Annotated in this window: 13 protein-coding genes and 1 tRNA gene; 5 read left to right on the top strand and 9 right to left on the bottom strand. The window is 67.7% G+C overall.

Translation table 11 applies throughout. The annotated features are described in order from the left end of the window. Positions 1-3: 3 nt before the first annotated feature. From B0I00_RS13880 to B0I00_RS13850, 7 genes are all read right to left on the bottom strand, one after another. Positions 4-1,788: a hypothetical protein gene (locus B0I00_RS13880; protein ID WP_100867999.1), complete on the bottom strand. Its 1,785-nt coding sequence runs from the start codon at positions 1,786-1,788 to the stop codon at positions 4-6. Next, the gene (locus tag B0I00_RS13875) at positions 1,785-2,192 is read right to left on the bottom strand and encodes a GtrA family protein (RefSeq protein WP_232730254.1); all 408 of its coding nucleotides are present in this window, start codon (positions 2,190-2,192) and stop codon (positions 1,785-1,787) included. Before B0I00_RS13875 ends, B0I00_RS13880 begins: the two co-directional genes overlap by 4 nt. 14 nt (positions 2,193-2,206) lie before the next feature. After that, positions 2,207-3,805, bottom strand: a complete 1,599-nt coding sequence (locus B0I00_RS13870) for an NAD(P)/FAD-dependent oxidoreductase (protein WP_232730253.1) — start codon at positions 3,803-3,805, stop codon at positions 2,207-2,209. A 95-nt stretch (positions 3,806-3,900) separates the two neighbouring features. Next, positions 3,901-3,985: transfer RNA gene (locus B0I00_RS13865), tRNA-Leu, on the bottom strand. A 54-nt stretch (positions 3,986-4,039) separates the two neighbouring features. Further along, positions 4,040-4,693: a PilZ domain-containing protein gene (locus tag B0I00_RS13860; protein WP_100867997.1), complete on the bottom strand. Its 654-nt coding sequence runs from the start codon at positions 4,691-4,693 to the stop codon at positions 4,040-4,042. A 105-nt stretch (positions 4,694-4,798) separates the two neighbouring features. Continuing rightward, complete coding sequence (locus B0I00_RS13855; RefSeq protein ID WP_100867996.1) at positions 4,799-5,080, bottom strand: integration host factor subunit beta; 282 nt, start codon at positions 5,078-5,080, stop codon at positions 4,799-4,801. A 143-nt stretch (positions 5,081-5,223) separates the two neighbouring features. After that, positions 5,224-5,568, bottom strand: coding sequence for a GntR family transcriptional regulator (locus B0I00_RS13850; protein WP_100867995.1), 345 nt, complete (start codon positions 5,566-5,568; stop codon positions 5,224-5,226). A gap of 179 nt (positions 5,569-5,747) precedes the next feature. Here B0I00_RS13850 and B0I00_RS13845 point away from each other — a divergent pair, with 179 nt between their 5' ends. From B0I00_RS13845 to B0I00_RS13830, 4 genes are all read left to right on the top strand, one after another. Continuing rightward, positions 5,748-7,379, top strand: coding sequence for a peptide MFS transporter (locus tag B0I00_RS13845; RefSeq protein WP_100867994.1), 1,632 nt, complete (start codon positions 5,748-5,750; stop codon positions 7,377-7,379). Between the two features lie 32 nt (positions 7,380-7,411). Beyond that, positions 7,412-8,830, top strand: a complete 1,419-nt coding sequence (locus B0I00_RS13840; protein ID WP_100867993.1) for an amidohydrolase — start codon at positions 7,412-7,414, stop codon at positions 8,828-8,830. Continuing rightward, positions 8,827-10,116 (top strand): amidohydrolase family protein, encoded by a 1,290-nt coding sequence (locus B0I00_RS13835; protein ID WP_198519256.1) that lies wholly within the window; start codon positions 8,827-8,829, stop codon positions 10,114-10,116. Before B0I00_RS13840 ends, B0I00_RS13835 begins: the two co-directional genes overlap by 4 nt. A gap of 68 nt (positions 10,117-10,184) precedes the next feature. Continuing rightward, the gene (locus tag B0I00_RS13830) at positions 10,185-10,868 is read left to right on the top strand and encodes an NnrU family protein (RefSeq protein ID WP_232730252.1); all 684 of its coding nucleotides are present in this window, start codon (positions 10,185-10,187) and stop codon (positions 10,866-10,868) included. A 1-nt stretch (position 10,869) separates the two neighbouring features. Here B0I00_RS13830 and dxs read toward each other — a convergent pair whose 3' ends face one another. After that, positions 10,870-12,792 (bottom strand): 1-deoxy-D-xylulose-5-phosphate synthase, encoded by a 1,923-nt coding sequence (gene dxs / locus B0I00_RS13825; protein ID WP_100867991.1) that lies wholly within the window; start codon positions 12,790-12,792, stop codon positions 10,870-10,872. An 84-nt stretch (positions 12,793-12,876) separates the two neighbouring features. Between dxs and B0I00_RS13820 the strand changes: the two genes are divergently transcribed. Further along, positions 12,877-13,263, top strand: a complete 387-nt coding sequence (locus B0I00_RS13820; protein ID WP_100867990.1) for a VOC family protein — start codon at positions 12,877-12,879, stop codon at positions 13,261-13,263. 32 nt (positions 13,264-13,295) lie between these two features. Here the strand turns inward: B0I00_RS13820 and B0I00_RS13815 are convergent, their stop codons facing one another. Next, positions 13,296-13,766, bottom strand: coding sequence for a Fur family transcriptional regulator (locus tag B0I00_RS13815; protein ID WP_100867989.1), 471 nt, complete (start codon positions 13,764-13,766; stop codon positions 13,296-13,298). Positions 13,767-13,808 lie beyond the last annotated feature (42 nt).

Genomic DNA, 13,808 nt, shown 5'->3' with positions numbered 1-13,808 from the left:
CGCCTAGTAGCGCACCGCGAAGGTCTTGACCCGCGCGGTGGTCGCCGACGGAACCGGGACCAGCCAGTCGGGTATCTCACCGTCCGCCAGCCGCACGGCCAGACCGCGGGGCGCGAACTCGCGGTAGTTCGATATCTCCGGAAGGTCCGGGGCCAGGATCACGTAGCGCGCCTTGTGCCGGACGACGATGTGTCGCGCGGCCGCCGGATCGGCGATGAAGGCCACCATTACATCGCGCATCGGCACAGCGCCGCGGTGATGGCCGGTGGCGACGACGCTGTGGTGCGTGGTGCGCAGCAGGGTCGGCCCGATGTCGAAGGTGGCGAAGATCGTGGCGCGCGGCAGGTTGCCGATCGCGGCGAGGTCCTGGGCCTGGAGCGGCGCGTTCCCGGCCCTGGGCTGGGCGCCGGCCGTGGCCTTGGCCGGAGCGGCGGACAGCGCTTCCACGCCGGTCAGCGCGAACTGGGCGGGAAGGGCCGGCATGATCGCCAGGACCGGCACGGCAAGTGACATGGCCCATTGACCGATGCCGCGCCGCTTCGGCAGGTTCTGCGCCGCGTCGCGCACCAGCCAGGCGACCGGGACCGCCGCGAAGGCGGCGGCGAGCGCCATCGACCGGGTCACCACCACGCCTAGCAGGACCGTTCCGGCAAGAACCAGCGCGTAATCCAGCCACAGCGCGCGGTCGGCACCGCTCGCGCGGCGCCACAGGACCAGCGCGGCGCCAAGACCCATCAGCGGCGGGACCAGCCACTGGGTGACCAGCACACCATTCATGGTGAACAGCGGGCGGCCTTCGGCGACGCGGTCGTACCACAGCGTTCCGAGCAGCGGGTCGAGGCTGCTGAACGGCCCGGCAAGGCACTGCGGGTTGATTGCGGCGATCGCGGCCAGCGCAAGGCCGCCCGATGCCGCAAGGATCAAAAGATAGGCCGGCATCGTCAGGCGCGGGAAAACCGCGGTGCTGCTGCCTGCCGCGCAGACGATCGTCATGGCGGCGAGATAGACCGGCGACACGGCATCGCAATAGTTGGTCAGATCGGTGCCGCGCGTAAGGGCGAAGGCGGTGACCGACCCGGCCCAGACCGCGAGCAGGAACGCCCCGATCCGCTCGCGCCCCTCGGCGCCGCGCAGGGCCTGCAGCAACAGGACGGCGCCGAACAGCGCTGCGATCGGCAGCAGTTCGAGGCTGATCGCCATGCCGACGGCAATGGAAAGGCCTGCCAGAGCGCCGCCGCGCCGCGGCGCACGATCGACCAAACCGAGCAGCGCGGCGAGAGCGGCGGCGATCTGCCAGCCGTGATGGTCGATCCGCGTCGGCAGGACCTGGCTGGCAAGCGGGAAGGAAACGCCCGCGATCACGGCGCAATAGCCGGCCAGATCCCGGTCGACGAGGCGCGCGGCGAGGCGGGAAAGGAGAAAGAGGATGACGGCAAAGGTACCGAGCGGCACGATAACCGTCGCGATCTGTTCGGCCAGGGCCGGGCCGAGAAGCGGCCGCAGCAGCAGTTGCACGGCGGCCAGCGGCGCATCGACGAGCCGCGACCAGTGCATTACCACGCCGCCCGGTGGATCGATCCGGTACTGGTGCAGATCGAACCACGATTGTCCGGCCAGCAGGTCGCGCATCTGGACCAGGCGCAGTTCGTCGTCGGGATCGATGAACCGCCCGGTCGCCACGAAGGGCCAGCGCAGCATCAGGTAGATCGCGCTGAACAGCACCCAGAAGGGCCAGACCGAGCCCAGCAGGCCGGGCCGGCCGGTGGCAGCCGGATCGCCGGCGATCATGCCGGGGCGACGGCGCGGAAGATCACCGCCTTGCGCAGCAGCCAGGTCAGGGTGAAACTGACGCCGATCGCGAAAATCTTGGCGAGCCGTGGGTCGAGGCCGGCCGTGCTGGCGCCCCCGACGATCAGCGTCGTGACGCCCAGCCCGGCCAGCGCGGAGAGCACGAACAGCGCCTTCTGGCGGGTGCGGCGGGGACCGCGCTCGGCGACGCCCTCGGTAAAGACGGCTCGGCTCGACAGGAGCCAGTGCGCGACGATGCCCAGCGAATAGCCGGCCGTCGCGGCGAGGGTCGGCGAAACGCCGCCATGAAGCAGGGTCACGAACGTGCCGACGTCCACCCCCAGTGCCAGCACGCTGGCAAGGAGATACCGCAGCAGGACCAGATCGGCGGCACGGCGCAGCACGGCGGGCGTCCGGGTCAGGCCGCGTCGCGCCGCTTGGCCGGAGCGATGCGTTCGGGAACCTCGCGCACCGATGCCAGAGCGGCGGCCTGGTCGTCGCTGACCTCGCGGCGCGGGGAGGCGGGCAGGACACTTGTCGCACCCTCGTCGCCGGCCTCGTGGTATTCGGCATCCTCGTTGACGCACCAGGTGTCGTAGACCCGTTCACCGGCCTTGATGTTCTCGACCGTCAGCATGGCGGTCATCATCGCATGGTCCTGGTTGTTGTAGCGGTGCATGCCGTTGCGTCCGACAAGGTGCAGCGTCGGGTACAGCGCCTCGAGTTCGTGGCGCATCGCCGCGACGTGGCTGGCATAGTCCGCGTCATAGACCGGATAGGCCTTTTCCTGGCGCACGACCGCGCCGCCGATGACGTTGCTGGCCGAAACGAGGCCGAGCTGGACCAGTTCGCGAGTGGCGAGCGCGACGAGATCGTCGTCCGCCATCGACCACAGCCCGTCGCCTTCGAAGCAGAAGTATTCGAGGCCCACACAGGCGACCGTTTCATCGGGCACCATTTCCGGCGACCACGAACGGAAGTTCTGGATGCGTCCGACCTTCACCTTGCTGTCGTGGATGTAGATCCAGTTGTCGGGGAACAGGTCGTCGGCCCGGATCTTGAGCGCCACGGTGAGGAAGTCGCGGTAGCGCAGTTCCTGGGCGTTGAGGCTGGTGTCGGGCAGCGGGTGCAGGCGCGCCGCCAGTTCGCGCATCGGCGCCGAGCTGATGACGTGGCGTGCGGCGATCACGGCTTCGCCATCGGGGCCGGTCGCGGTCATGCGCCAGCCGCCCTGGCCGTCGCCCGCGAGCTGCTTCAATGCGTGGCCCATCAGCACTTCGCCCTTGCCGGAGGCCAGGATCTTGTCGCGCGCCGCGTCCCACATCATGCCGGGGCCCTGGCGCGGATAGCGGAAGGTTTCGAGCAGGGTCTTCACTTCCTGCCCGTCGTTGGGCCGCTTGTTGAGGCCGAGCGAGCGCTTGAGCCCGTCGACCACCGCGCCCCACAGCGACAGCCCCTTGATCCGCTGGGCCGCCCAGTCGGCGCTCATCTCGTCGCAGGGCATGCCCCAGACCTTCTCGGTATAGGTCTTGAAGAAGATCGAATAGAGCTTCCAGCCGAACTGGTTGACGGTCCAGTCCTCGAAGCTTTTCACCTGCCTGTTCGGAAACACCTGCGCCTTGGCGAAGCTCGCCATGCACAGGGTCGAGCGCCAGATCCCGAGATTCCACAGCGCCTCGAAGGCCCGCAGCGGATAGGAATAGAACTTGCCCTCGTAATAGATGCGGCTCATCCGCGGGCGCTGGATGAAGTCGTCGGGCAGGATCTCGTTCCACAGATCGACGACCTGCTGGCTTTTGGAAAAGAACCGGTGCCCGCCGATGTCGAAGCGGTAACCTTCGTGTTCGACCGTGCGGCTGATCCCGCCGACGTAGGTCTCGTCCTTCTCGATTATCGCGACCGACAGGCCCGCCTTGGTCAGCAGATAGCCGGCCGTGAGCCCGGCCGGGCCGGCGCCGATGATTGCCACATCAACCTGCGGCGCAGCGGCGCCGCTGTTCGAAAAGGAATTGCTCACCCGTGTGCCCCCGATTGCAGTCATGGGCAGGAGTGAAGGAAATTGGCTAATGAGCGGTTAACAGGCGCGCTTAAACGCGACGCTCGGGGTCAAGCTGGTGCGGGCGGTGGGACTCGAACCCACACGAGCAAGGCTCAGGGGATTTTAAGTCCCCGGCGTCTACCATTCCGCCACGCCCGCAGCGAAGGCTGTCGGCTGTGACGAAAGGGGCCCGCCTTGTCCAGAGCGGGTGCGTCAGTCGAGCGCCAGCGGGGCCAGGGCGCCATCGTCGCCGACCTGGTGGACGTGGGCGATCAGCATGGCTAGCTGCTCGATCGTCAGGCTTCGCTGCAGCACCAGGCCATGCAGCCGGCCCCTCCGCCAGCGCACCCGCGCGGCGCCTAGGGCGATGCGACCGTGGTCGATCGTGACTTCCTTGCGCAGCGGCAGCGTGGCGGCGGTCTCGATCAGCACGCCGAGCAGCGAGATGTCGCAGAGACGCGCGGCGTGTTGGCGCTCGCCGTCGTGAACCACGACATCGCGGTCGAGCTTGAGCCGCAGCGAACGGCGCGGGAACGGCGTCGATTCGCGAACCAGTTCGCTCACGGCGACGTTATCGTGGAGGAAACGGAAGCCGGCATGGCTGTCCTTTTCCCACACCGGTTCGACGCTGAAACGCTGGCCGTTGCCTAGCTCGAGCTTGAGCGGGCGCTCGTCGGGAAGGCGGTGGAACAGCCGCGCCTTGAGCCCCCTGGTCGACACGTCCCGCAGGATGCAGAGGAATTCGGCCGTCGGACTGACAAGCTTGGCGGCCCGCAGCAGAAGGGAGACGCGCGGTCCGGTACGGGATTCGCCGGGCAGGCGTTCGTCGTGCTCGGCCTGGTCGGCGAGGTCGGCTAGGGCATGCATGGTTCATTCTCCAGTCGCGGCAGGCAAGCCGCTGGAACCGAAGACTAAATCGACCACGTTGACCGGTTGGTTAGCCGGACCTAGGCAGAGTGCCCTAGGATCGCGTCAATCGGTGTTGAGCCGCGCGCGCATTTCCTTGCCGGGCTTGAAATAGGGCACGTGCTTGCCCGGCACGTCGACGCTTTCGCCGGTGCGCGGATTGCGCCCCTTGCGGGCGTCGCGCTCCCGCGTCGAGAACGAGCCGAAGCCGCGCAGTTCCACCCGGCCGCCCTTGGCCAGCCGGCCCGCGATCTCGTCAAAGAAGACGTTCACGACCTTTTCGATTTCGTCGGCCTTCAGGCCGGGGTTTTCCCTGGCCAGCTCGGCCAGCAATTCGGATCTGATCATCGCACGCCCTCCCCGGGAGATGATGCCCGTACGCAAAATGCGTCTGCAGTATTTGCGGCGCTACCCCCGACCCGGATAAAGCGGCACTGCACGACGGACAATGACAGACCGTGTCAAAGTGCGCAATGCGTAACTATCGATTCCTAGACGTTTTCTTTTAGCAGATCGTCCACCGAAAGGCCCAGCCGGCCGATCCGCCGGCGCAGCGCCGGCCATTCCTCCGCCAGGAAGAGATCGCGTTCGCTGTTGCGCAGCCGTTCGGCTGCTCCGCGCGCGACGTACATGCCGACCCCGCGCTGCACTTCGACCAGCCCGTCGAGCTGGAACTGCTGATAGGCCTTGGCCACGGTCAACGGGTTGGCGCCCTGGTCGGCGGCAAAGCTGCGGACCGACGGCAGCATCGCGCCTTCAGGGTAAGTCCCGTCGATGATTGCCGCGGCGATAATGTCGCGCAGCTTGAGGTAAACGGGTCTGCCGCTGGGTGCCATGGTGACTGACTGCCATAATACAGCGCGGCAGGCAAGCGTCATGCACTTGTCACAAGGAATAGCAATAATCGTAAACTCGCGGCGAATTTCCCTTCACAGCCGCAAAATCGTGGCTAGTCTCCCGCGCCATGATTGCAGGCCTCAGACAGGCCGCAGCCCAGGGACAAGGGATCGCATTGATGAAGGATATGGCCACCTGGACCGAAGGCGACTGGATTGCAGCCATCGCCGCGGTCTGCCTCTTTGCCGTACTGGCAGTGGGCGGGATGATCGCAGCCCGCAAGAGCGACGAGTTCGCCGCCCATCCGCGCGGCCTGTTCGTGCTGTTTTACGCCGAAATGTGGGAGCGCTTCTCCTATTACGGCATGCGTGCGCTGCTGGTGCTCTACCTGACCAAGCACTGGCTGTTCGACGACGGCAAGGCCAACCTGATCTACGGCGCCTACGGCGCCCTGGTCTACATCACGCCGGTGCTCGGCGGAATCCTCGCCGACCGCTACCTGGGGCAGCGCAAGGCGGTGTTCTTCGGCGGCGTGCTGCTGGCGATCGGCCACGGCCTGATGGCGGTCGAGGGCAATCCCGCGCTGGGCCAGAACAACCCGGCGATCAACGTGTTCTGGGCCGCGCTGGCCTTCATCATCGTCGGCTCGGGCTTCCTCAAGGCGAACATCTCGGTGATCGTCGGCCAGCTCTATGGCATGAAGGACACCCGCCGCGACGCCGCTTATACGATCTTCTACATGGGCGTGAACGTGGGCGCTGCGCTGGGCACGATCCTGGTGGGCTACCTCGGCGAAACGATCGGCTGGGCCTATGGCTTCGGCATGGCCGGCATCGGCATGATCATCGGCCTGATCATCTTCGTGATCGGCAAGCCGGCCCTGAAGGGGCGTGGCGAGCCGCCGGCAGCGCTGGCCAGGAGCCGCGAGTTCTCGCTCTATGCCATCGGCGTGGGCGCGGTCGCGGTGTGCTGGGGCCTGATCCAGTATCAGAGCGTCATCCAGAACCTGCTGATCGTCTCGGGCCTGGCCATGCTCGGCTACACCCTGCTGGAGGCCTTCAAGCTGCCCAAGGAAGGGCGCGAGCGTATTTTCGCCATGCTGTTCCTGATCGCGCTGAACCCGCTGTTCTGGGGCCTGTTCGAGCAGGCCGGCGGCAGCCTCAACCTCTATACCGACCGCTACGTCGACAAGGGCGGGGTGCCGACCAGCCTGTTCCAGTCGATCAACCCGATCTACATCGTGCTGCTCGCGCCGCTGTTCGCCGCGCTATGGCAATGGCTGGGCCGCAAGGGGCTCGAACCGTCGGCCCCGGCCAAGTTCGGCCTTGCCCTGACCCAGGTCGGGCTGTCGTTCCTGGTTTTCGTCTGGGGCGCCAACAGCGTCGGCCCCGAGGTGCTCACCCCGGTGATCTTCGTCTTCCTGATCTATCTGCTGCAGACCACGGGCGAACTCTGCCTTTCGCCGGTCGGGCTGTCGGCCATGGCGCGCCTGGCCCCGCTGCACCTTGCCAGCTTCGTCATGGGTGCCTGGTTCTACATGACCGCGGTCGGCAACTTCGTGGCCGGCAAGATCGGCGAGGCGACCGGCGGCGAAGGCGGCGAGATGAGCAAGGAACTGGTGCTCGAGATCTACGCCAAGATCGGCTGGATCGCGATCGGGGTCAGCGTCGTGGTGCTGTTGGTCTCGCCCTTCGTGAAGCGCTGGATGCACCTCGACACGCTCGACGACCGCGTGACACCGGACGAACAGGCCCGCGTCTATGGCGGCGGCGAGGGCGAGGCGACGACCGGATCCTTGCCGCGCAACTGACCGCTACGAACGCATAACGGGGAGCATCTGACATGACATCGGTTCGGCCGGACCGGCTGGGCGCCTTCGTGGCGCTCAGCCTGGCTATCGCCCTTGCGCCCGCCGGCGCCAGGGACAAGAAGGACAAGGACGAAAACGCCGCAGCAAGCGCCGCGCGCGATTTCGACAAGAACCCCTTCCCCAGCACCTACCGGCCCTATCCCGGTCACACGACCCTGATCACCGGCGCCACCGTGTTTGACGGCACGGGCAAGCGGATCGACAATGGCGTCGTGCTGTTGCGCGATGGCAAGGTCGCGGGCGTCGGCGGCGCGCTGGCCGATCTCGACGTGCCGGCCGATGCGGTGCGGATCGACGGCCGCGGCAAGTTCGTCACCCCCGGCGTGATCGACGCGCACAGCCATCTGGGCGTCTATCCCAGCCCGGCGGTCGATTCGCATTCCGACGGCAACGAGGCGACCGCGCCGGCCACGCCGCAGGTCTGGGCCGAGCATTCGGTCTGGCCGCAGGACCCCGGTTTTGCCCGTGCGCTGGCGAACGGCGGGGTGACCAGCCTGCAGATCCTGCCCGGTTCCGCCAATCTCGTCGGTGGACGCTCGGTGACGCTGAAGAACGTCTATGCCCGCACGCCGCAGGGGATGAAGTTCCCCGGCGCGCCCTACAGCATGAAGATGGCCTGCGGCGAGAACCCCAAGCGGGTCTATGGCGGCAAGGGCCAGCTCCCCTCGACGCGGATGGGCAACATGGCCGCCAACCGCGCGATGTGGATCAAGGCCAAGGAATACCGCGCCAAGCGTGAGGCCGGAAAGCTCGAGACCCGCGACATCGCGATGGAAACGCTGGCCGGCGTGCTCGACGGCGAGATCCTCGTCCAGAACCACTGCTACCGCGCCGACGAGATGGCGCTCGTCCTCGATATGGCCAAGGAGGCCGGCTACAAGGTCGCCGCCTTCCACCACGCGGTCGAGGCCTACAAGATCGGCGACCTGCTCAAGGCCAACGACGTGTGCAGCGCGATCTGGGCCGACTGGTGGGGCTTCAAGATGGAAAGCTACGACGCGGTGCCGGAAAACGCGGGCATCCTCTACAAGGCCGGGGCCTGCGTGGTGATCCATTCGGACGACAAGAACGGCATCCAGCGCCTCAACCAGGAGGCGGCCAAGGCGCAAGGCTCGGCCGCGCGCGCCGGGATCGCGATTTCCGACGAGGAAGTGGTGCGCTGGTTCACGCTGAACCCGGCCAAGGCGATAGGCGTCGAAAAGCTTACCGGCAGCCTCGAGCCCGGCAAGATGGGCGACATGGTGCTGTGGAACGGCAATCCGCTGTCGAGCTACAGCCGCCCCGAGAAGGTCTGGGTCGACGGCGCATTGCTGTTCGACGCGATGGACTCCAAGCGCCGTCCGGTGGCCGACTTCGAACTGGGCCAGGTCGGTGAAGGAGACGTGAAATGATCCGCCGTCTGGGCTTGAGCCTTGCCGCCGCACTGCTCGCCGGCACTGCCGCGCAGGCGCAGGATATGGCGATCACCAACGCGCGGCTGGTCATCGGTGACGGCACCGCGCCGATCGACGGCGGAACCGTCGTCGTCCGCGCGGGCAAGGTCGTCGCCGCCGGGGCCGGCGTCGCCGTGCCGCCGGGCGTCAAGGTCGTCGATGCGGGCGGCAAGTGGGTGACCCCCGGACTGGTGCTGGCGATCACCGATCTCGGCCTGGTCGACGTCGGCGCGGTCGATGCCAGCAACGACAGCGGCGCGGCGAAATCGCCGTTCAACGCCGCGCTCGACATTTCGGCGGCGATCAACCCGGCGGCCCAGCCGATCGCCGTGGCCCGCGCCAACGGCGTGACCCGCGCCTTCGTCGCGCCGCTCGGCACCGATGCGATCTTCGGCGGCCAGGGCGCGGTCATCGATCTGGGCAGCGATCCGCGGCCGATCACCGCGGCGCGCGCCTTCCAGTATGTCGAGATGGGCGAAGCCGGCGCCCGCCTTGCCGGTGGCAGCCGCAGCTCGACCTATTCGGTGCTGCGCAACGCGCTCGACGAAGCGCGCGAGATCGCGCTCGCCCCCACCGGACCGCGGCGCGACGACGTGCTGCTGACCCGCCGCGATGCCGCCGCGCTGGTGCCGGTCGTCACCGGGCGCCAGACGCTGCTGGTCCACGCCGAGCGAGCCGCCGACATCCGGGCGATCCTGTCGCTCAAGACGGATTTCCCCGCCCTGAAGCTGGGCATCGTCGGCGCGGCCGAGGGATGGCTGGCCAGCGCCGACCTCGCCGCGGCCGGGGTGCCCGTTTTCGCCGACCCGCTCAACGATCTTCCTGACCAGTTCGAGACCCTGGGCGCTACGCAGTCGAACATGGGCCGCATGGCCGCCGCCGGGGTCCGGGTCGCGGTCGGCAAGCTCGACGGCAATTCGCCGACGCTGGCGCAATACGGCGGCAACCTCGTCGCGCTGACGCGGGTGCCGCGCGCGATCGGTCTGACCTGGGACAAGGCCTTTGCCGCGATCAGTTCGGGCCCGGCCGAGGCGCTGGGCCTGGGCGACAGGATCGGATCGCTGCGCGCAGGCCGCGCCGGTGACGTGGTGATCTGGAGCGGCGACCCGCTCGAGGTGACGAGCGGAGTGGTCAAGGTGTTCATCGACGGGGTCGAACAGCCGCTGCAGACCCACCAGAGCCGCCTGCGCGACCGCTATCTGACGCCGCAGGAAGGATCGCTGCCCAAGGCCTACGACTGGTAGGTCTTGCCAGCGCGACCGGATGTGATAGGTCTCGCCTTGTTAACGACGTTAACATGGGGAGACGGACCGTGGACCAATCGCTGGCCGCGCTGATCGGGGCCAACCTGGCCTTTGTCGGCACGCATTTCGCCCTGTCGCATCCGCTGCGCGCACCGCTGGTCAAGGCGGCCGGACCGACCGGCTTTCAGGCACTCTATTCGCTCGTCGCGCTGGCGACCTTCGCCTGGGTGATCGTGGCCTTCCGCGCCGCCGATCCGGGCGGCGCGCTTTGGAACGGCCAAGGCGACGCGCCCTGGATACTTGCGAGCGTGATCATGTTGGTCGCTTCGGTTCTGCTGGCCGGGTCCTTCGCCGGCAATCCGGCGCTTCCCGCACCCGGTGCGGACGACCTTGCACGGCGCGGCCCGCACGGCGTGTTCCATGTTACCCGCCACCCGATGATGTGGTCCTTCGCGCTGTGGAGCGCGGCCCACGTGCTGGTCAGCCCCACCCCGCGCGTCATCGTGCTGAGCCTTGCCATGGCCGCACTCGCCCTGATCGGCTCGCGGCTGCAGGACGGCAAGAAGGCCGTGCTGATGGGCGCCGCCTGGCAGGGCTGGGAAAGCCGCACCAGCTACGCCCCGCGCCTCGGCGGGCTGGCGAAGGCCGGCGCCGTGCCGTGGCTCGCCGGCACCGCGCTGTGGCTCGCCGCCACCTGGGCCCACGGCTGGCTGATCGGCCTGCCGGCCGGGGTCTGGCGGTGGATCGGCTGAGCTAGGCCCGCGCCTCTTCCACGCCCGCGCTGTTGTGGCGCAGGGCCTTCAGCACCGCATCGACGATCTGCGGGGCGTTGAGGCCGGCGGCGTCGTATTGCTTGTCGGGGGAATCGTGGTCCTGGAAGCTATCCGGCAGGCGCAGGGTGCGGATCTTGAGGCCGGCATCGGTCAGCCCCTCGTCGCTCGCCATGGTGAGGACGTGCGCGCCGAGCCCGCCGATGCTCCCTTCCTCGACCGTAAGGACGACCTCGTGCGTCGCCATCAACTGGCGGATCAGGGCGGTGTCGAGCGGCTTGGCAAAGCGCAGGTCGGCAACCGTCGTCGACAGTCCCTTCGCCTCGAGCTGGTCGGCCGCCTTCATCGCTTCGGCGAGGCGGGTGCCGAGCGAGAGGATGGCGACCTTGCTGCCGTGGCGAACCACGCGGCCCTTGCCGATTTCCAGTCGCTCCGGAACGTCCGGCAAGGCGACGCCGGTGCCGTTGCCGCGCGGATAGCGGAAGGCGATCGGACCGCTGTCGTGAAGCGCGGCGGTGTAGGTCATGTGGACCAGTTCCGCCTCGTCCGCCGCAGCCATGACCACCATGTTGGGCAGGCTGGCGAGATAGGTGATGTCGAACGACCCGGCGTGTGTCGCTCCGTCCGCACCGACCAGGCCCGCGCGATCGATCGCGAAGCGGACCGGCAGGTTCTGGATCGCGACATCGTGGACCACCTGGTCGTAGGCGCGCTGGAGGAAGGTCGAATAGATCGCGCAGAACGGGCGCATGCCCTGCGCGGCCAGACCGGCGGCAAAGGTCACCGCATGCTGTTCGGCGATGCCGACGTCGAACGACCGGTCGGGGTGCGCCTTGGCGAACTTGTCCACCCCGGTGCCGCTCGGCATCGCGGCGGTGATCGCGCAGATCGTGGGATCGCTGTCGGCCAGCTTGGCCAGGGTCTCGCCGAAAACGTTCTGGTAGGCCGGCGCGCCGGGCGCGGCCTTGACCTGCTGGCCGGTGATCACGTCGAACTTCTGGACGCCGTGGTACTTGTCGGCCGCCGCTTCGGCCGGGGCATAACCCTTGCCCTTCTGCGTGACGACATGGACCAGACACGGCCCCACCTCGGCATCGCGGACGTTTTCCAGGATCGGGATCAGCTGGTCGAGGTTGTGACCGTCGATCGGGCCAACATAGTAGAAGCCCAGTTCCTCGAACAGGGTGCCGCCCATGGCCATGCCGCGCGCGAACTCGTCGGTCTTCCTCGCTGCCTTGTGCAGCGGTTCGGGGAGGTGCCGCGAAAACCGGCGCGCCATTTCGCGCAGCGACAGAAACGGGCGCGAGGAAACCAGCTTGGCGAGGTAGGCCGACAGCCCGCCGACCGGCGGCGCGATCGACATGTCGTTGTCGTTGAGGATCACGACCAGGCGGTTGCCGGCCTGCTCGGCGTTGTTCATCGCCTCGTAGGCCATCCCCGCGCTCATCGCGCCGTCGCCGATCACGGCAATGCCGCGCCCCGGGCGGTCGGACAGCTTGTTGGCAACGGCAAAGCCCAGCGCCGCCGAGATCGAGGTCGAGCTGTGCGCCGCGCCGAAGGGGTCGTATTCGCTTTCGCTGCGCTTGGTGAAGCCCGACAGGCCCCCGCCCTGGCGCAGCGTGGTCATCCGGCTGCGCCGTCCGGTCAGGATCTTGTGCGGATAGGCCTGGTGGCCGACGTCCCAGATAAGCCGGTCGTCGGGCGTGTTGAACACGTAGTGGATCGCGACGGTCAGTTCGACCACGCCCAGACCCGAGCCGAGATGGCCACCGGTCTGGCCGACCGCGGAGAGCATGTCGGCGCGCAGTTCATCGGCCAGCTGGCGCAGCTGGGCAGGCTTGAGGCGGCGCAGATCGGTAGGGGTATCGACCGTGTCGAGAAGCGGCGTTGCCGAAGATTGGCTCATGGCCAGTGCCTTACACGCTTGCTACACGGGTGTCGATTGCACCGTGGGGAAGTGTGCCCCGCGAACCCTTTTCGGAGATTGTCCATGTCGCTTCCCGCCACCGCCCAGCCGCTCGGCTTCGTGATCACCGCCGATCGGACGCGCTCGAAGCCGTTCTACGCCCATGTGCTGGGTCTGCGCGTGCTCGGTGAGGACGAGCACGCGGTGACCTTCGACCTCGGCAACCGCACCCCCATGCGGCTGACCACCGTGGAAGGATACCGCTCGCACGGCCATACGGTGCTCGGCTGGCACGTGTCGGACATCGCCGCCACCGTCGCCGCGCTCAAGGCCAAGGGCGTCGAGTTCAAGATCTACGAAGGCTTCGGCCAGGGTCCGGACGGGATCTGGCGCTCGCCCCAGGGCGGCGCGGCGGTGGCCTGGTTCACCGATCCCGACGGCAACCTGCTGAGCCTGACGCAGTTCGGTTAGTGCGGTCGGGCCATCCGGTCTGAGCGCGACACTCAACTATCTTCCGAGCACTCGGCGCACAGGCCGCGCAGTTCGACCACCGGGCGGATATCGGCAAATCCCGCCTCGCGCGCGGCGTTGACCAGCGCACCGGTCAGACGGTCGTCGTCGATGTGGGTGGCCTTGCCGCAGCTGTCGCAGATCAGGAAGATGCAGTCGTGGCGGCATCCCGGGTGCGGGTTGGCGACATAGGCGTTGGCGCTTTCGACCCGGCGCGCGAGGTTGGTCTTCACGAACAGGTCGAGAATCCGGTAGACCGAATTTGCGGCGACCCGCTTGCCGCGCGCCTTGGACACGTCTTCGGCGATGTCATAGGCCGATGCCGGGCGTGACTGATCCATCAGCGCCTGGAAGACTTCGCCGCGCATGTCGGTCCATTGTTCGCCGGCGTCGACCAGTTCGGCCCGCGCGGCTTCGATCAGGCTGTCGCCGCTGTGTTCGTGATGGTGATGGTGTCCCGCCATGCAGCGGATATAGAGCGCAGGCCCGCACGGGGCAATGCGCCG

Origin of the sequence: Novosphingobium kunmingense (genome assembly GCF_002813245.1) — a bacterium.
Taxonomy (GTDB): domain Bacteria; phylum Pseudomonadota; class Alphaproteobacteria; order Sphingomonadales; family Sphingomonadaceae; genus Novosphingobium; species Novosphingobium kunmingense.
The sequence above is the reverse complement of the archived record's forward strand: the minus strand, read 5'-3'. Positions and strand labels throughout refer to the sequence as shown.